The 16,495-nt window shown below is 73.2% G+C and carries 16 protein-coding genes; 6 read left to right on the top strand and 10 right to left on the bottom strand.

Annotated features, from left to right (window positions below; all coding sequences use genetic code 11):
- Positions 1-65 precede the first annotated feature (65 nt).
- Positions 66-1,895, top strand: coding sequence for a prolyl oligopeptidase family serine peptidase (locus tag G3I42_RS28810; protein WP_164290689.1), 1,830 nt, complete (start codon positions 66-68; stop codon positions 1,893-1,895).
- 58 nt (positions 1,896-1,953) lie between these two features.
- Positions 1,954-2,739 carry an SURF1 family protein gene (locus G3I42_RS28805; RefSeq protein ID WP_164290688.1) on the top strand — a complete coding sequence of 262 codons (786 nt, stop codon included), beginning with the start codon at positions 1,954-1,956 and terminating at the stop codon, positions 2,737-2,739.
- A 39-nt stretch (positions 2,740-2,778) separates the two neighbouring features.
- Here the strand turns inward: G3I42_RS28805 and G3I42_RS28800 are convergent, their stop codons facing one another.
- Complete coding sequence (locus G3I42_RS28800; protein WP_164290687.1) at positions 2,779-3,408, bottom strand: TetR family transcriptional regulator; 630 nt, start codon at positions 3,406-3,408, stop codon at positions 2,779-2,781.
- A 134-nt stretch (positions 3,409-3,542) separates the two neighbouring features.
- Here G3I42_RS28800 and G3I42_RS28795 point away from each other — a divergent pair, with 134 nt between their 5' ends.
- Complete coding sequence (locus G3I42_RS28795) at positions 3,543-5,720, top strand: CocE/NonD family hydrolase (protein WP_164290686.1); 2,178 nt, start codon at positions 3,543-3,545, stop codon at positions 5,718-5,720.
- Positions 5,721-5,783: 63 nt separating this feature from the next.
- Here G3I42_RS28795 and G3I42_RS28790 read toward each other — a convergent pair whose 3' ends face one another.
- The 7 genes from G3I42_RS28790 to hppD form a co-directional block, all read right to left on the bottom strand.
- Positions 5,784-5,966 carry a hypothetical protein gene (locus G3I42_RS28790; protein ID WP_164290685.1) on the bottom strand — a complete coding sequence of 61 codons (183 nt, stop codon included), beginning with the start codon at positions 5,964-5,966 and terminating at the stop codon, positions 5,784-5,786.
- Positions 5,967-6,069: 103 nt separating this feature from the next.
- A complete protein-coding gene (locus tag G3I42_RS28785; protein WP_239096744.1) occupies positions 6,070-7,089 on the bottom strand; it encodes a hypothetical protein in 1,020 nt (339 codons plus the stop codon).
- 377 nt (positions 7,090-7,466) lie between these two features.
- The gene (locus G3I42_RS28780; RefSeq protein ID WP_164290684.1) at positions 7,467-8,141 is read right to left on the bottom strand and encodes a SigE family RNA polymerase sigma factor; all 675 of its coding nucleotides are present in this window, start codon (positions 8,139-8,141) and stop codon (positions 7,467-7,469) included.
- A 384-nt stretch (positions 8,142-8,525) separates the two neighbouring features.
- Entirely contained in the window at positions 8,526-9,605 is a 1,080-nt protein-coding gene (locus tag G3I42_RS28775; protein ID WP_164290683.1) for an aspartate-semialdehyde dehydrogenase, read from the bottom strand.
- 40 nt (positions 9,606-9,645) lie between these two features.
- Positions 9,646-10,914 carry an aspartate kinase gene (locus G3I42_RS28770; RefSeq protein WP_164290682.1) on the bottom strand — a complete coding sequence of 423 codons (1,269 nt, stop codon included), beginning with the start codon at positions 10,912-10,914 and terminating at the stop codon, positions 9,646-9,648.
- 131 nt (positions 10,915-11,045) lie between these two features.
- Positions 11,046-11,471 carry an SRPBCC family protein gene (locus tag G3I42_RS28765; protein WP_164290681.1) on the bottom strand — a complete coding sequence of 142 codons (426 nt, stop codon included), beginning with the start codon at positions 11,469-11,471 and terminating at the stop codon, positions 11,046-11,048.
- Between the two features lie 152 nt (positions 11,472-11,623).
- Positions 11,624-12,829, bottom strand: coding sequence for a 4-hydroxyphenylpyruvate dioxygenase (hppD, locus tag G3I42_RS28760; RefSeq protein ID WP_164290680.1), 1,206 nt, complete (start codon positions 12,827-12,829; stop codon positions 11,624-11,626).
- 219 nt (positions 12,830-13,048) lie between these two features.
- On the opposite strand from hppD, the gene G3I42_RS28755 reads away from it, so the two are divergent.
- Together G3I42_RS28755 and G3I42_RS28750 are read left to right on the top strand one after the other, a co-directional pair.
- The gene (locus G3I42_RS28755) at positions 13,049-13,399 is read left to right on the top strand and encodes a hypothetical protein (protein WP_164290679.1); all 351 of its coding nucleotides are present in this window, start codon (positions 13,049-13,051) and stop codon (positions 13,397-13,399) included.
- Positions 13,400-13,425: 26 nt separating this feature from the next.
- Positions 13,426-13,881 (top strand): PaaI family thioesterase, encoded by a 456-nt coding sequence (locus G3I42_RS28750; protein WP_164290678.1) that lies wholly within the window; start codon positions 13,426-13,428, stop codon positions 13,879-13,881.
- A gap of 45 nt (positions 13,882-13,926) precedes the next feature.
- Here G3I42_RS28750 and G3I42_RS28745 read toward each other — a convergent pair whose 3' ends face one another.
- Positions 13,927-15,162, bottom strand: coding sequence for an FAD-dependent monooxygenase (locus G3I42_RS28745; protein ID WP_203607485.1), 1,236 nt, complete (start codon positions 15,160-15,162; stop codon positions 13,927-13,929).
- Between the two features lie 129 nt (positions 15,163-15,291).
- Between G3I42_RS28745 and G3I42_RS28740 the strand changes: the two genes are divergently transcribed.
- Positions 15,292-15,873, top strand: a complete 582-nt coding sequence (locus G3I42_RS28740; RefSeq protein ID WP_164290676.1) for a MarR family winged helix-turn-helix transcriptional regulator — start codon at positions 15,292-15,294, stop codon at positions 15,871-15,873.
- Between the two features lie 126 nt (positions 15,874-15,999).
- Here G3I42_RS28740 and G3I42_RS28735 read toward each other — a convergent pair.
- Positions 16,000-16,495: TlpA disulfide reductase family protein (locus G3I42_RS28735; protein WP_164290675.1), on the bottom strand; the 496-nt coding region annotated here is incomplete at its 5' end.

The following is a 16,495-nucleotide window of genomic DNA, read 5'->3' as shown; positions in this document are numbered from 1 at the left end:
GGACCCGGCCCCCGCGCCGCCGGGACCGCTCCCCGCTCCACCTGCGAAGGGAGTTGAATGGGCGCATGACGACCGACGCCACAGCCATGCCGGACGACGCGGCAGCCATGCCCGACTGGGAGAAGCGGTTCCGTGCTCCCCGTGTCTCCCTCCCCGAGTGGGCCGAGGACGCCCCCGACCGCTCGCTGTTCGTCTCGAACGCGACCGGGACGTACGAGCTGTACGCCTGGGACCGTGCGAACGGGGCGCAACGGCAGGTCACCGACCGCGAGAACGGGACGACGGACGGGGCACTGAGCCCGGACGGCGAATGGATCTGGTGGTTCGACGACCACGACGGGGACGAGTTCGGGATCTGGCGGCGCCAGCCCTTCGCGGGGGGCGAGGACGCCGAGGCGCTGCCCGGCGTCGCCGCCGCGTACTCCGCCGGGCTCGCGCTCGGGCGCGACGGGCGGACCGTCGTCGTCGGCAGTTCGAGCGACGAGCACGGCTCGCTCGTCCACGTCGTACGGGACGGGGGCGCGCCCGTCGAGGTGTACCGGCACCGCGAATCGGCGGGCGTCGGGGGCCTCTCGCACGATGGCCGCCTCCTCGTCGTGGAGCACACGGAGCACGGCGACGCGATGCACTCCGCGCTGCGGGTCCTCGAACTGGCGGAGTCGGGGGAGATCGCCCGTACCGTCGCCGAACTCGACGACACCGAGGGCGGGACGAAGGAACTCGGCCTCTCCGTCATGGGCTTCGCGCCGCTCGCCGGGGACGCGCGGCTCCTGGTCGGCACGCAGCGCGAGGGCCGCTGGCTGCCGCTGATCTGGGACCCGGTGGCCGGTACGCAGACGCCGCTCGCCATCGACCTGCCGGGGGACGTCAGCGCCGACTGGTACGAGGACGCCTCGGCGCTCCTGATCGCGCACAGCCACGAGGCGCGCGGCGAGCTGTACCGCTACGACCTCGCCGCGCACCGCCTGGACCGGATCGAGACCCCGCGCGGCACCGTCTCCGAGGCGGGGGCGCGCCCGGACGGCAGCGTCGAGTACCTGTGGTCCTCGGCCGCCGAGCCGCCCGTGGTCCGCTCCACGACGCGCGGCGTCGTCCTGGACCCGCCCGGGATGCGCGCCCCGGCCTCGGTGCCGGTCACGGACGCGTGGGTGGAGGGCCCCGGCGGGCGCGTGCACGCCCTCGTGCAGACGCCGCAGGGCGACGGCCCCTTCCCGACCGTCTTCGAGATCCACGGCGGCCCCACCTGGCACGACAGCGACGCCTTCGCCGCCGGGCCGGCCGCCTGGATCGACCACGGGTACGCGGTCGTGCGGGTCAACTACCGCGGCTCGACGGGGTACGGGCGGGCCTGGACGGACGCGCTGAAGCACCGCGTCGGTCTCATCGAGCTGGAGGACGTCGCGGCGGTACGGGAGTGGGCGGTCGCCTCCGGGCTCGCGGACCCGGAGCGGCTGATCCTGTCGGGCGGCTCGTGGGGCGGGTACTTGACGCTGCTCGGCATCGGCACGCAGCCGGAGGCGTGGGCGGCGGGCGTCGCCGCCGTACCCGTCGCGGACTACGTGACGGCGTACCACGACGAGATGGAGGCGCTGAAGGCGATGGACCGCACGCTCTTCGGCGGCACGCCCGAGGAGCTGCCCGAGCGGTGGGCGGCGTCGAACCCGCTCACGTACGTGGACGACGTGCGCGCGCCCGTCTACCTCTCGGCCGGGGTCAACGACCCGCGCTGCCCCATCAAGCAGGTCGAGAACTACGTCGACCGGCTGGTGGCGAGGAAGCACCCGCACGAGGTCTACCGCTACGACGCGGGGCACGGCTCGCTCGTCGTGGACGAGCGCGTGAAGCAGGTGCGGATGGAGCTGGACTTCGTGCGGCGGCACGTACCGGGGGCCTGAGCGCCTGTGGTACGGGGGCGGGCGCGGGGCGTCCCGGCCCGCCCCGTACCGTGGGGGTGTGTACCGGTTCCTGCTGACTCCCCGGTGGTGGGGAATCCACGTCTTCGTCCTCCTGGCGATCCCGTTCTGCGTCTTCATGGGGTCCTGGCAGCTGAGCCGCTTCGAGGACCGGGTGGACACGCACAAGCACGCCGAGGCCACGGCCGAGGCCCACGCCGACGCGGCGGCCAGCCCGCTCGCGAAGGTCCTGCCCGTCACGACCGAGACCTCGGGCGCGCGCACGCGCGCCACGGGCCGGTACGTCAAGCAGCTCATCGTGCCCGACCGCGGGCTCGACGGCGCCGACGGCTACTACGTGCTCGGGCTCCTGCTGACCGGCGAGCACAAGGTCCTGCCCGTCGTCCGCGGCTGGCACGAGGGCTCCGCCCCGGCGAAGGCCCCCGCCGCTCCCGGCGGCACCGTCACCGTGACCGGGGCGCTCCAGCCCTCCGAGGACGCGCGCAGCACGGGCGTGGACGCGACCGGCGGTCTCCCGGCCGGGCAGGTCGGGATCATCGGCGCGGCCTCGCTGCTCAACCTCACGACGTACGACGTGTACGACGGCTGGATCACGCTCGACCGCGCCGAGTCCGGGCTCACGCCCGTGCCCGCGAAGACGCCGGAGGGCGGCGGGCTCGACCTCAAGGCGTTCCAGAACCTCGGCTACACGGGCGAGTGGTTCGTCTTCGCCGGGTTCGTGGTCTTCATGTGGTACCGCCTCGTGCGCCGCGAGGCGGAGGCCCGCAGGGACGCGGAACTCGGGATCGCGACGGAGGAGCCGGAACCGGAACCGGCGGGGGTCTGAGCGCTCACACCGGGCTCCACGCCGGGCCTGCACCGGCCCTCACGGCACCAGGAGGTGCTGGATCGCCGGGGCGACCCTGGCGATGATCGCCTCCGTGTCCTCCTCGGCCAGCACGGGCACCTGGACCAGGCGACGGCCGACCACGACGCCGATCAGCATCGTCGCGGCCAGCGCCACGCGGACCGCGCTGTCGTGCCCGTCGAGCGCGCTGCGGTCCGCCTCGGACGCGAGGCGTGAGGCGATGAACTCCCGCAGCTGCGCCGTCGCCCCCTCGTTCGCGACCCCGCCGCGCACCATCGCGAGCAGCGCCGGCGCGTCCGGCGCGCCGTCCTCCCACACGCTCAGGTGCGCGCGCACCACCCGCTCCCCCAAGGTCTCCTCCGGCCCGTCGAAGGCGTCGGCGAGACGTGCGAGCGCTTCCGGCGAGATCGACATGACCGCCGCGAACAGCTCGTCCTTCGAACGGAAGTACTGCATCACGAGCGCCGGGTCGACCCCCGCGTCGGCGGCGACCTTCCGGATCGTCGTGGCCTTGAAGCCGTCGGACGCGAAGCGGGCGCGCGCGGCGTCGAGCACGGCCTGACGGGTCACGTTGGGCCCCGGCCGCCGCCCGCGCGGCGGACGCCCGCGCGGGCGGCGCGGAGCGGGCGCACTGGAATCTGCGGACATGGGCGCAGTCTAACGACGGGCAATAAATATCAACGAAGGTTGATATTACGAAGGCGCGGTCCTACGCTCGCGGCGATGGATCACCCGCGCCGGCTCCCCCGCCGCCGCGCGCACGACCACACAAGGACACCCCCATGCCCCTCACCGGCACCCTCGCAGGCCCGATCGCGGGCCTGCGCTACGAGACCCCGACCCACCACGGGCTGACCGGCCCGGACGGCTCGTTCCGCTACGAGGAGGGCGAGCGCGTGGCGTTCCTCCTCGGCAGGACCTCGATCGGGCACGCGCCCGGCGCCCCCCGGCTGCACCTCGCGCGGATCGTCGCGCGCGTCGACGGCGACACGGCCAAGCTCAAGGACCCGGGCCTCACGAACATCGCCCGCCTCGTGTTCTCGCTCGGCCGCGACACCGTCCTCGACCACGGCACGGTCATCGCGCCCGAGGTCCACGAGATCATCGGCGACCGGCCGCTGGACTTCCGGCACGACGCCGACTACGCGGGCGCCGAGTCCGGCGACAAGGTGACGGCCTTCGCCGCCGACCCCGTGATCACCGGCCTCCTCGCCGACCTCGACCGCGCCGGGGTCTTCGACGGCACGGCCCCGCGCACGCTGTGCTCCCCCGCCCTCGCGCGCAACGAGCTGCGCCGCAACGCCCTCGGCATCCGCCGCTTCCGCGACGTGCGCATCCCGCTCGCGAACGGCTCGCACGTCTACGCCGACGTGTTCCGCCCGGCGGGCGAGGGCACGTACCCCGTCATCGTGAGCTGCGGCCCGTACGGCAAAGCCTTCAACCACCACTCCGTCTGCGACGCGGCGGGCCTCGAAGCGCACGAGCGGATGGAGGAGGAGTACTTCTTCGGCAACGCGGACGGGCAGCAGTTCGAGAACCACGAGACCGTGAACACGGCCGCCTGGGTGCCGGACGGGTACGCCGTCGTACGCGTCGACATGCCCGGCGCGGGCCGCAGCCCCGGGCAGCTCGCCCCGTGGGGCATCGCGGGCGCCGAGGCGTTCCGCGACGCGATCGAGTGGGCGGGCGAACAGCCCTGGTCGAACGGTTCGGTGGGGCTGTGGGGCATGTCGTACCTCGCGGTGAGCCAGCACGCGGCGGCGAGCCTGCGCCCCCAGCACCTCAAGGCGATGATCGCCATCGGCACCGACGTCGACCTCTACGAGGAGGTCGCCTACAACGGCGGCATCCTCAACGAGCAGTTCTTCCCCACCTGGAAGCGCTCCGGCTTCGAGCCCGCCGTGTGCGGCGAGCCCGACATCGCCGACTTCCCGCGCATCCTCGCCGAGCACCCCTTCCGCGACTCCGACCCCGCCCTCGTCTTCGGGCCGCGCGCCGAGATGTTCATGAGCCCCGACCTCAGCGGCGTCGACGTGCCGCTGTGGTCCGTCGCCGCGACCACCCACCTCGCCCACTTCCACCAGCTCGGCAGCAGCGAGGCGTACCTCAACACGCCGACGCCGCACAAGAAGCTCGACTTCTGGGAGGACTGGTTCCAGAAGTCGTACGCGGCCGACACCGTCGACCGGCACAAGGCGTTCTTCGACCACTGGCTCAAGGGCGTCGACAACGGGATCATGGACGAGCCGCCGGTCCGGCTCGAAATCCGTACGGGCAACGGGGCCTCCTACGTCCAGGAGGAGCACGAGTGGCCCGTCGCGCGGACCACGTACCCGCGCTGGTACTTCGACGGCTCCCGGCTGAGCACGACGGAGCCGGACGGCCCCGAGCACGTCGCCCGCTACAGCGCCGACGTCCGCGACGCCGACCCGCGCACGACGGGCCTCAGCTTCCTCAGCGAGCCCGTCGCCGAGGACTCGGTCGTCGCCGGCTACGGCAAGGCGGTCCTGTGGGTCTCCTCCACGAGCGAGGACATGGACCTGTACGTGTCGGTGCGGGTCATCGACGCGGAGGACCGCGAGGTCGACTTCACCGGCATCACGACGATGAACTACCCGGGCCGCATCGCCCCGCTCACCAAGGGCTGGCTCAAGGTCTCGCACCGCGTCCTCGACCCGGTCCGCTCCACCCCGTACACCCCCAAGCACACCCACCGCGCCGCCGACCACGCCCCGCTGCGGGACGGCGAGGTGGTGCGGGTCGAGGTCGAGCTGATCCCGAACACGGGGCTGATCCGGGCCGGGCAGCGCCTGCGCGTGGACGTGCAGCCCTACGACGGCGTCGCGCACGGCCTGCACCACGGCTACGACGAGAGCTACCACCGGGGGGCCGTGAACGCGGTGCACACGGGGGCCGGGCGGGTGGGGTACGTGCGGCTGCCGGTGGTGCCGAAGGCGTAGGGCGGCGCGGGGCCGCCGCCGGTCACGTCTCCTCGCGGGCCGAAGACGCGGGGCCGCCCCCGGTCACGTCTCCTCGCGGGCCGGCTCCTCCTGCTCCACGTTCGGGCGCAGGGCGTCGCCGCTCTCGCCCGGGTGGCGCGGGTGCTCGCCCCGGACGTCCTTCGCCGCCTTCTCGGCCTCCTCGCGCAGCTCCTGCGCGGCCGTGCGGGGGGTCTTCTCCTCGCCGGGCTTCGCTTCGTGTGCCATGAGTCCTCCTCCGGTGGTCGTCCGCGACGGTCACCGAGGGGGGTACCCGGCTCGGGCGGGATGACACACGGGCACCCCGCCGGGCGCTGGGGCTCCCGGCCCCTCAGCCGCCGTCGGCCGGGAGGAGGCCCGTGCGGTAGACCGTGCCCGGGCAGGACTCGGGGATCGTCGTGTTGGTGACGGGGCCGCCGGGGGCCGCGTTGTGGGTGACCTCGACCGTGGCGGTGCCGGGGGTGTCGTCGGCCGGGACGGTCCTGGCGAACTGGGTCGTGGTCTGGTCGAGCGCCGCCGTGTTGCCCTCGGGGGCCGTGCCCGGGTCCGCGCCGCCGCTCTCGGCGGGGGGCTGGGACGGGTCGGCCGGGGGCGGGGACGAGGGCTCGGGGTCGCCGGTGCCCTGCGTCGGGCCGCCGGTCGGGCACGTGCTGTCCGGTACGAACGCGAACCGCACCTCGTACGACTGCCCCGGGTCGAGCAGCAGCGCCTGCACCGACTGCGCGGTGCCGGGCAGTCCGCCCGCCGCGTCGCCGTCCTGGTGCTGGACGACGGGCACGGTCGTACGGGACATGCCGCCCACGACGGCGACCTGCACCTGGCCCGGCGAGGTGACCGCGCACTTCTCGCCGGAGATGTTCGCGACCCGGAAGCTGCCGTAGACGGTGCCGTCCGCGGCCGGGGTGCCCCGGTCGGCGGCGGCGTCGCCGAGTTGCGTCGCCGCGCAGCGGGGCGCTTCGGCGAGGACCGTACCGGCGGACGAGTGCGTCTCCGGGTCCGGCGAACCGCTCGGCCCGCCGCGGTGCCTCCCGCTCGCCGAGGAGTGCGGCGAGGCGCTGTGGCCGCCGTCCTCCTCGTGCCCGGCGCCCTCGTGCCGCTTCGTCTCGGCCGAGGCGGGGGTGTGCGCGTCCTGGCTGCTGCCCGCCATCGCCGGGTCGGCCTCGTGGCCCGGCGCCGCGGCGACGTGGACGGCCGCGGGGATCGCCGTACCGAGGAGGATCACGGCCGCCGCGACCCCGACGAGCGTCTGCCGCCTGCGGGCCCGGCGGGCCGGCACGGCGGCCTGGAGCCGGTCCAGCGTCCCCTCGCCGGGCGCGAGCCCGTCCACCGCGCCGTGGAACAACGCGCGCAATTCCTCCTCACCGAAGGAGGAATCGGGCGCTGCGGAATCCGCCGGGGCGGGGGCGGGGCGGAGCGGCGCGGTGTCCGCGGGGACGGGGCGGAACGGGGCGGGACGGGTCGGGGCCTCGTCTTCCGAAGCGGGACGGGTCGGCGTGGTGTCGGCCGACGCGGAATCCGCCGACGCGGAATCCGCCGGGGACGCGGGTGCCGTCGGGTCGGCGGGCGGTGCGGGAAGTTTCCTCGTCTCCCCGTCCCGCGGTCCCCCCGAAGCCCCTGCCGCCCCCGGTGTCCTGCCGCCGCTCACCGCCGCGCCCTTCTCCTCCCGGGCCCCGTCCGTTCGAGCCCCGTCGTCCCGCTTCTCCTCCGGCCGCCTGCCGTCGTCCGCCGTCACGTCGTGGCTCCCATCGCGACGCGCAGCGCGGCGATCCCGCGCGAGCCGTACGCCTTCACCGAGCCGACCGAGACGCCGAGCGTCTCCGCGACCTGCGCCTCCGTCATGTCGGCGAAGTACCGCAGCACGAGCACCTCGCGCTGCCTGCGCTGGAGTCCGCGCATCGCCTTGATGAGGTCGTCGCGCTCCAGGAGGTCGTACGCCCCCTCCTCCGCGCTCGCCATGTCCGGCATCGGCTTGGAGAGGAGCTTGAGGCCGAGGATGCGGCGGCGCAGCGTGGACCGCGAGAGGTTCACGACGGTCTGGCGCAGGTAGGCGAGGGTCTTCTCGGGGTCGCGGACCCGCTTGCGCGCCGAGTGCACGCGGATGAACGCCTCCTGCACGACGTCCTCGCAGGAGGCGGTGTCGTCGAGGAGCAGGGCGGCGAGGCCGAGCAGCGAGCGGTAGTGGGCGCGGTAGGTCTCCGTGAGGTGGTCGACGGTCGTGCCGACCGCGGGCGCCTCCGGCTCCGTCTCGTCCGCGGACCGCTGCCGCGGAACGGAGGGCCTGGTCAGGGGCATCGGCGCGATCACCGGCATGGTGCCGGGGGCACGGGTCGTCCTGCGGCGGCCCGGGGGACGCAGCGGGAGGGGCGCGATACGCGCCGTCGTGAATTCGAGAACCTCAGCCACGGTTGTTTGACACCGCTGCCCCCCTCGGGGTTGTACGGCGATCCGAGACGCCGCGGACCGGCCCCTTCCGCCCCCCTCACCCTCACCCGCACCCGCTTCTTCCTCCCCGTGTCGGAACACCCCCGTGCTCGCACCCCCGTGCGCCCCCCTCGCGTCATGGGGACCGTGCGGCGTTCCTGGTGTGGGGGGAGACGTCGGGTCCGCCGTGCGCGGTTGCGGGGGGACAGACTCGCATCGTCCGTTGTGGGGGCGCGGCGGCACAAGGGCGGCCGGGGCAGAGTTGCACACGGGAACGTCACAACTTCGTCACAGCAGACGCATATTTCGGGATGTTGAGGGACGTACGCCCTTTATGGACCCGCGCACGCCCCTCCGCGCGCCCCGTCAGCGGGCTCCCACGACCAGCTCGGCGATCTGCACCGCGTTGAGCGCTCTTCCCTTGCGCACATTGTCGGCACACACGAAGAAGTCGAGCGCGTGCGGATCGTCGGCGTCGGCACGTACCCGCCCGACCCACGCGGGATCGGTCCCCGCCGCGTCCACGGGCGTCGGGTACTCACCCTTCTCGGGATCGTCGATGAGGACGACACCCGGTGCCGTGGCGAGGATCTCGCGGGCCCGCCCGGCGGAGACGACGTGCTCGAAGCGGGCGTGGACGGTGAGCGAGTGCGTCGTGACGACGGGGACGCGCACGCAGGTCGCGGAGACGGGAAGCGCCGGGAGGCCGAGGACGCGGCGGGGCTCGTCGCGGAGCATCCGTTCGGTCGTGGTCCAGCCGTCGCCGTCGTACGCGCCCGTCCAGGGCACGACGTTGAGCGCGACCGGGTCGGGGAAGGGCCCGGTGTCCTGGCCGAGCACGCGGCGTACGTCGCCGGGCGCCGTACCGGGCCCCGGCGTCGCGGCGCCGCTCGCGCGGCGTTCCTCGGCGACGAGCGTGCCGAGCTGGCCCCACAGGGCCTCGGTGCCCGCGCGGCCCGCCGCGCTGACGGCCTCGTACGTGGAGACGACGAGGCTCGCGAGGCCGAATTCGCCGTGCAGCGCGCCGAGCGCGACGATCATGGCGAGGGTCGTGCACTGGGGTCCCGCGACGATGCCGCGGGGCCTGGCCCGTACCGCGTGCGGGTTCACCTCGGGGACGACGAGCGGCACGTCGGGGTCGGTGCGGAAGGCCGCGGAGGTGTCGACGACGACGGCGCCCGCCTCGACGGCGCGCGGCGCCCACCTCGCGGCGATGTCCTCGGGGACGAGGAAGAGCGCGAGGTCGACGCCGTCGAAGACGCCGGGCTCCAGCGCGTGGACCCGGTTGGGGGTGCCGCGCACGCTCAGGACGCGCCCGGCGGAGCGGGCGGAGGCGAAGAGACGGATCTCGCCCCAGATGTCGGCGTGCTGGCTGAGGATGCCGAGAACGGCGCCACCGGCGATTCCGGTGGCGCCGACCACGGCGAGCACGGGCCGCCCGGTCACGGCACCTCCGTGCGTGCGCCGTGCGGCCCGTGCGGGTGGGTCATCGCCCGGTGCCCCCGTAGACCACGGCCTCGTCGCTGTCGCTGTCGAGACCGAAGGCGGAGTGCACGGCGCGGACGGCCTCGTTGACGTCGTCGGCGCGGGTCACGACCGAGATGCGGATCTCGGAGGTCGAGATCAGCTCGATGTTGACGCTCGCGCGGCTCAGCGCCTCGAAGAAGGTCGCGGTGACGCCCGGGTTGGTCTTCATGCCGGCGCCGACGAGGGAGATCTTCGCGATCTGGTCGTCGTAGCGCAGCGACTCGAAGGCGACGGTGGCCTTGAGCTTCTCCAGGGCGTCGATCGCCTTGCGGCCCTCGGTCTTGGGGAGGGTGAAGGAGATGTCGGTGAGGCCCGTGGACGCGGCGGAGACGTTCTGCACCACCATGTCGATGTTGACCTCGGCGCCCGCGATGGCGCGGAAGATCGCGGCGGCCTCGCCCGGCTTGTCCGGCACCCCGACGACGGTGATCTTCGCCTCGGAGGTGTCGTGCGCCACCCCGGAGATGAGTGCCTGCTCCATCGCTTCGTTCCCCTGCGTTCGGCCGACCCACGTGCCCTGGAGCCCCGAGAAGGAGGAGCGGACGTGGATCGGGATGTCGTACCGGCGGGCGTACTCCACGCAACGGTGGAGCAGCACCTTCGACCCGGAGCTTGCCAGCTCCAGCATGTCCTCGTAGCCGATGTGGTCGATCTTGCGGGCCTTCTTCACGACGCGCGGGTCGGCGGTGAACACGCCGTCGACGTCCGTGTAGATCTCGCAGACCTCGGCGTCGAGCGCCGCGGCGAGCGCGACCGCCGTGGTGTCCGAGCCGCCGCGACCGAGCGTCGTGATGTCCTTCTTCTCCTGGGACACGCCCTGGAAACCGGCCACGATGGCGATGTTGCCCTCGTCCACGGCCGTACGGATACGACCGGGCGTGACGTCGATGATGCGCGCCTTGCCGTGGGAGCTGTCGGTGATCACCCCGGCCTGGCTGCCCGTGAAGGACTGCGCCTCGTGCCCCAGGTTTTTGATCGCCATGGCCAGCAGTGCCATGGAGATCCGCTCCCCCGCGGTCAGCAGCATGTCCATCTCGCGGCCGGGAGGCATCGGGGACACCTGTTCCGCGAGATCGATCAACTCGTCCGTCGTGTCACCCATCGCGGACACCACGACAACGACCTGATGGCCGTTCTTCTTGGCTTCCACGATCCGCTTGGCGACCCGCTTGATGCCTTCGGCATCGGCAACGGATGAGCCTCCGTACTTCTGCACGACAAGGCCCACGTGCGCGCTCCTCGGTAGTCAGTCCTGCGATCGGCTCAGTTTAGCGAGCGGCCGGTTTTCGCCCGGTACGTATCGGCTGCTGAGACGTCCTGCCCAGCCCCCGGCCCGCACGCGGCACCCGGTGCCACTCCTTACCGACCTTGCCCAGGCCGCTGCCGGGCACTCGGATTGTGGGACAGGTCACGTACGAGGCGCCCGAGCGCGAGGCGGGCGAACGGCTCGTAGCCGAGGACGTACGGGGCGGGGCCCTCGACGGCGAGTCGCGTCACGGAGCCGCCGTCGCGCAGGCCCCGCACCCCGTGCTCAAGCCGCAGCCGCACGGGCCCGCACCGCACGACCCAGGACCAGTCCCCGCCCTCGACCCGCTCCACCCGAAAGCGGACCCGCACCCCCAGCGGCCCGCGCACCGTCCCGGTGGCCCCACTCGCGAGCCGCTCCCCGTCCGTCTCGACGCCCCGGATCTGCGGTGACCACTCGGACCAGCGGGCGTACGCGGCGTAGCGCTCGGCGACGAGGGCGGAGGAGGCGGGACCGGAACGGTGGAGGGTGCGGCGCATGGGGCCACTATGAGGTCCTTATGCAGCCCCTCTGGGGGTCCCCCCGGCCGAAGGCTGGGGGAGATTGAGGAGCGGGGCGTGGGGCGGAGCCCCACAAACGGGGCGTGGGGCGAAGCCCCGCGAGCCCCGCCCCGCCGCCCGCCGCCCCGCGGCTAAAAGTTCCCCCGCCTCTCCTGCTCCCTCTCAATGGCCTCGAACAGCGCCTGAAAGTTCCCCTTCCCGAACCCCAGCGACCCGTGCCGCTCGATCATCTCGAAGAACAGCGTCGGCCGGTCCCCCAGCGGCTTCGTGAAGATCTGGAGCAGGTACCCGTCCTCGTCGCGGTCCACGAGGATGCCCCGCTTCTGCAACTCCTCGATGGGAACGCGTACTTCACCGATACGGGCCCGCAGCGCCGGGTCCTCGTAGTACGAGTCCGGGGTGTCCAGGAACTCGACGCCCTCGGCCCGCATCGCGTCGACGGAGGCGATGATGTCGTTGGTCGCGAGCGCGAGGTGCTGGGCGCCGGCGCCCCCGTAGAACTCCAGGTACTCGTCGATCTGCGACTTCTTCTTGCCGGGCGCCGGCTCGTTGAGCGGGAACTTCACGCGGTGGTTGCCGTTGGCGACGACCTTGCTCATGAGCGCGGAGTACTCGGTGGCGATGTCGTCGCCGATGAACTCGGCCATGTTGGTGAAGCCCATGATCCGGTTGTAGAAGTCGACCCACTCGTCCATGTGGCCGAGTTCGACGTTGCCGACGACGTGGTCGAGCGCCTGGAAGACACGCTTGGGCGCACCGGGACGCCGCACGTGGCCGGAGGTGCGGGCGACGTACCCGGGCAGGTACGGGCCGGTGTAGCCGGAGCGGTCGACGAGGCTGTGCCGCGTGTCGCCGTACGCGGCGATGGCGGCGATCCGCACGGTGCCGTGCTCGTCGGTGACGTCGTGCGGCTCTTCGAGCACGCGGGCGCCCTGCGCGCGGGCGTGGGCGACGCAGCGGTCGACGTCGGGCACTTCGAGCGCGATGTCGGTGACGCCGTCGCCGTGCGCGCGCTGGTGGTCGGCGACGGGGCTCGCGGGGTCGACGGCGCCGTTGAACACGAAGCGGATGGCGCCGCTGCGCAGCACGTAGGAGTGGTGGTCGCGGTTGCCCGTCTCGGGCCCCGAGTACGCCTCCAGCTCCATGCCGTAGGCGGACTGGTAGTAGTGCGCGGCCTGGCTCGCGTTCCCGACCGCCCACACGATCGCGTCCCACCCGGTGACCGGGAACGGGTCGGCGTTGTCGTCGTACTCCACGAGCCCGACGAGCTTGCGCAGTTGGGGGAGGTCGAGTTCGGCCAGTCGTTCCTGGTCGGTGAGGGTGTCCTGAATGCTCATACGCGCCAGGACAGCCCCCGCGCCCGGCGGGCGGCAAGAGGACGCGCCCAGCGATGGGCACCCTGTTCACCTTGCTCAGCCGGCTGCCACGCGAGACGGACAAAGTGTCCACTCAAACCTGCGGAACGTGTGCACTTAGCGGAACGCGGGGCCCCGGTCCGCCTCCGTCGCGCACACGCTTCGGCCCGCGCCGCACCTTCCCGCTCGTACGCTCCCGCCATGACGACGACGCCCCGCCTCCACGACCTGGAGGTCCACCTCCCCGCGCACCCCCATGCCCTCGCCGCGCTCACCGAGGCCCTGGGGCGGGCGGGGGTGAGTCTGGAGGGCGGCGGGGCCTTCGGGACGACCGCGCACTACCTCGTGGCGGACGGGCCGCGCGCACTGCGGGCCGCCACGGCGACGGGGCTCGGGCCGGCCCGCCTCAACGAGGTCACCATGACCCGCGTCGACCAGTCCCGCCCCGGGCGGCTCGGCCCGCTGCTGCGCGAACTCGCGGACCAGGGCGTCCACGTACGCACGCAGTACAGCGATCACGCGGGGAACTTGGTACTCGTGACCGGGGGTTGAGCGCGAACGCCGATAGATTGGCGGGCATGACCGACGACACCGGCACGTCCGCGCCCGAGGAGTTCGCCCGGCAGGTCTTCGAGGCGCAGCCCTTCACGCGCTTCCTCGGCGCCGAGCTGGTCTCGGCCTCGCCCGGCGCGGCCGAGATCCGGATCGCCAACCGGCCGGAACTGCGGCAGCAGCACGGCTTCGTGCACGGCGGGGTGCTCAGCTACCTCGCCGACAACGCCCTGACCTTCGCGGGCGGCCTCGCGCTCGGCGGCGACGCCCTGACCGCCGAGTTCAAGGTCAACTACGTCCGCCCGGCGACGGGTCCGGTCATCACGGCGCGCGCACAGGCGGCGGCGACGACCCGCAGGCAGGCGGTGTGCCGCTGCGAGGTGTGGTCGGTGGCGGAGGACGGGACGGAGAAGCTGGTGGCGGTGGCGCAGGGGACGATCGTCGCGGCGGGGCCGACGCGCACGGGTCCCGCGCCCGCCTGAGCCGTACCGGTCCTCCGGCCGCCGAGACCCGTACCCGCCCCCCGCTCACTCGTACCGGGGAAGGTCGATCGCCGAGTGCACGCCGTGCGTCGCGCCGCCGTCCTCCGGGGCGCCCCCGGCCGCCGCCGCGCGCAGCATCGCGTTGCGCGCGTCCAGCTCCTCCCTCGTCCCGGGCACCACCACCGTGCCGCCGCCGGTCGCCAGGGCCTGGTTGCGCTCCGCGAACGGCCGCACGATCCGCTCGTACTCGGCGAAGGCCACCTCGTGGTCGCTGTGCCTGGCCAGCTCCCCGGCGAGCACGTACGCCCCCACGAGCGCCACGCTCGACCCCTGCCCGGAGAGGAACGACGTCGCGTGCGCCGCGTCCCCGGCGAGCGCGACGCGCCCGTGCGACCAGGTGTACAGGTGGATCTGGCTCACGATGTCGAAGAAGAGGTCGTCGGCCTTCTCCATGCCCTCGACCATGCGCGGCAGGTGCCAGCTCCGCTCGGGGAAGCGCTCCCGCACCAGCGCGCGCTGCGCCCCGGGGTTCCGGAAGGCGGTGAACGGCACCTCCTCGTTCCGGAAGACCAGGAAGCCGTGGAGGTCCTCGTCCGGCTCGTGCGCGTAGAGGGCGGCGCCGCGGCCGGGCTCGTTCCAGATGGCGCCCTCGCGGACGAGGCCGAATTCGTTGGGGAGCGTGAAACCGGCGAAGACGTGGCCGAGGTAGCGGTGGAAGGGCTCCTCGGGGCCGAAGACGAGCCGCCGCGTGTTCGAGTGCAGGCCGTCGGCGCCGATGACGAGGTCGAAGGTGCGCAGCGTCCCGCTGTCGAACTCGACGTGCACGGCGTCGCCGTCGTCGTCGAGGGTCGCTATCGAGTCGTTGAAGAGGAACTCGACGCGGCCTTCGAGCAGGTCGGTCAGCGCGGTCGCGAGATCCCCGCGCCGCACCTCCAGGTCGAGCCCGGCCGCGCCGCCCGTCACCTGTTCGGGCCGTACGGAGCCGATCGGCTCCCCGGCGGCGTCCACGAAGCTCAGCCGCCGCGAGTCGACGTGCGCCGCCCGCAGCGCGGGCATGATCCCCATCCGGTCGGCGACCTCCCGCGCCACGCCGCGGATGTCGATCGCGTACCCGCCGCCGCGCACGGTGGGAGCCTTCTCGACCACGGTCACCTCGAAGCCGTGGCGGTCGAGCCAGTAGGCGAGCGCGGGACCGGCGATGCTCGCGCCCGAGACGAGGACCCGGCGGGCGGCGGGGGAGGAGGCGGAAGCGGGGGAAGCGGACGGGGAGAGGGCGGACATGAGGAACCCCTTTCGACAGAAGATACGTACGTTAGGTATCTTTATTGACACCGAGCGGGGCCGCTCTACCCCCTCGGCACTCCCCACCATATAGATACGTAAGTCAGGTATGCAAATGGAGGCGACACCATGACCCCCGAGTCCCCCGGGGTACCCGCCGCACCCGAACCGCCACGACGCGAGGGGTCTCCCCGCCCCTCCGCGCCCGGCACCGACACCCCGGCCCCCCACCCCGAAGGGCTCGCCGGCTTCCTCGCCGCCCTGCCGAGGGTCACGCAGCTCAGCACGGCCTTCACGAAGGGCAAGCTCCCCGAAAGGGCCGCCCAGGCGTCCGGACTGCACCTCGACAAGCCCGCGATCAGCGTGCTCCTCAACCTCCGTACCGCCGGACGCCCGCTGCGCATCGGCGAGATCGCCGAGCGCATGGCCGTCGTGGGCCCGCATGTCACCCGGCATGTGCAGGTACTGGAGAAGCGCGGGCTCGTGCACCGCGTCACCGATCCCGAGGACCGCCGCGCGAGCCTCATCGAGCTGACCCCGAGCGGCTACGACGGCGTCGAGCGCTACGGCGCCTCCCTCTTCTCCTGGTTCACCGACGTGCTCGCCGACTGGCCCGAGCAGGACCGCAGAGACCTGACCCGCCTCCTGAACCGCCTCGCGAACGACGTCACGGACCGGATCGCCCGCCTGGACGACGAGCCGGGAACGTAGGAGGTACGGGGACCGCCCGACCGGCGGTCCCCTGCCGGGACTTGCTCGCGCGGGCGGCGGGCCGTCCAGCTCCGCACCGCCCCTTACCACCTGTCACCCGCCTCGGGACGGCGACCGCGCTCCCCTTCACCCCTCGGCGAGCAGCTTCCCCACCACGGCGCCCGCCCTCCGTTCGGAGACCGGGCCCGCCATGGACGCCGCCACCTTCCCCTCCTTGTCCACCAGGAAGGTGAACGGCACGAACTGCGGGTTGACGACACCCTTCGGTATCCGCAGCAGCTCGCGCCCCGAGGGGTCGTACAGCACCGGGTACGTCACCCCGTACCGCGCGACGAAGGCCCGCGCCGCGCCCTCGTTGGCCTCCGCGTTGTAGCCCACGACCCGCAGGCCCCGGTCCCCGTACCGCTTCTGGACCCGGACGAGCCCCGGCATCTCGGCGCGGCAGGGCCCGCAGGAGGACTGCCACCCGTTGACGAGCACGACCTGCCCCGCGTACCGCGACAGCGCGACCCGCTTCCCGTCGAGCCCCGTACCCGTCAGGTCCGGCAACGCCTTGCGCTCCGCGCGCGGCACGAGCGCCAGCGGCTCGCGCGCCGCCGCGTCCCCGCCGCCCGCGCCGCTC

Source organism: Streptomyces sp. SID11385, from assembly GCF_010548245.1.
Classification (GTDB): domain Bacteria; phylum Actinomycetota; class Actinomycetes; order Streptomycetales; family Streptomycetaceae; genus Streptomyces.
Note: the sequence above shows the minus strand (reverse complement) of the source record. Positions and strands in the feature narration are given on the sequence as shown.

Excerpts from the sequence above, each read along its gene's own strand:
- G3I42_RS28810 (WP_164290689.1), top strand. The coding sequence starts at position 66 with ATGACGACCGACGCCACAGCCATGCCGGACGACGCGGCAGCCATGCCC.
- G3I42_RS28800 (WP_164290687.1), bottom strand. The coding sequence starts at position 3,408 with ATGTCCGCAGATTCCAGTGCGCCCGCTCCGCGCCGCCCGCGCGGGCGT.
- G3I42_RS28795 (WP_164290686.1), top strand. The coding sequence starts at position 3,543 with ATGCCCCTCACCGGCACCCTCGCAGGCCCGATCGCGGGCCTGCGCTAC.
- G3I42_RS28790 (WP_164290685.1), bottom strand. The coding sequence starts at position 5,966 with ATGGCACACGAAGCGAAGCCCGGCGAGGAGAAGACCCCCCGCACGGCC.
- G3I42_RS28765 (WP_164290681.1), bottom strand. The coding sequence starts at position 11,471 with ATGCGCCGCACCCTCCACCGTTCCGGTCCCGCCTCCTCCGCCCTCGTC.
- hppD (WP_164290680.1), bottom strand. The coding sequence starts at position 12,829 with ATGAGCATTCAGGACACCCTCACCGACCAGGAACGACTGGCCGAACTC.
- G3I42_RS28755 (WP_164290679.1), top strand. The coding sequence starts at position 13,049 with ATGACGACGACGCCCCGCCTCCACGACCTGGAGGTCCACCTCCCCGCG.
- G3I42_RS28750 (WP_164290678.1), top strand. The coding sequence starts at position 13,426 with ATGACCGACGACACCGGCACGTCCGCGCCCGAGGAGTTCGCCCGGCAG.
- G3I42_RS28745 (WP_203607485.1), bottom strand. The coding sequence starts at position 15,162 with ATGTCCGCCCTCTCCCCGTCCGCTTCCCCCGCTTCCGCCTCCTCCCCC.
- G3I42_RS28740 (WP_164290676.1), top strand. The coding sequence starts at position 15,292 with ATGACCCCCGAGTCCCCCGGGGTACCCGCCGCACCCGAACCGCCACGA.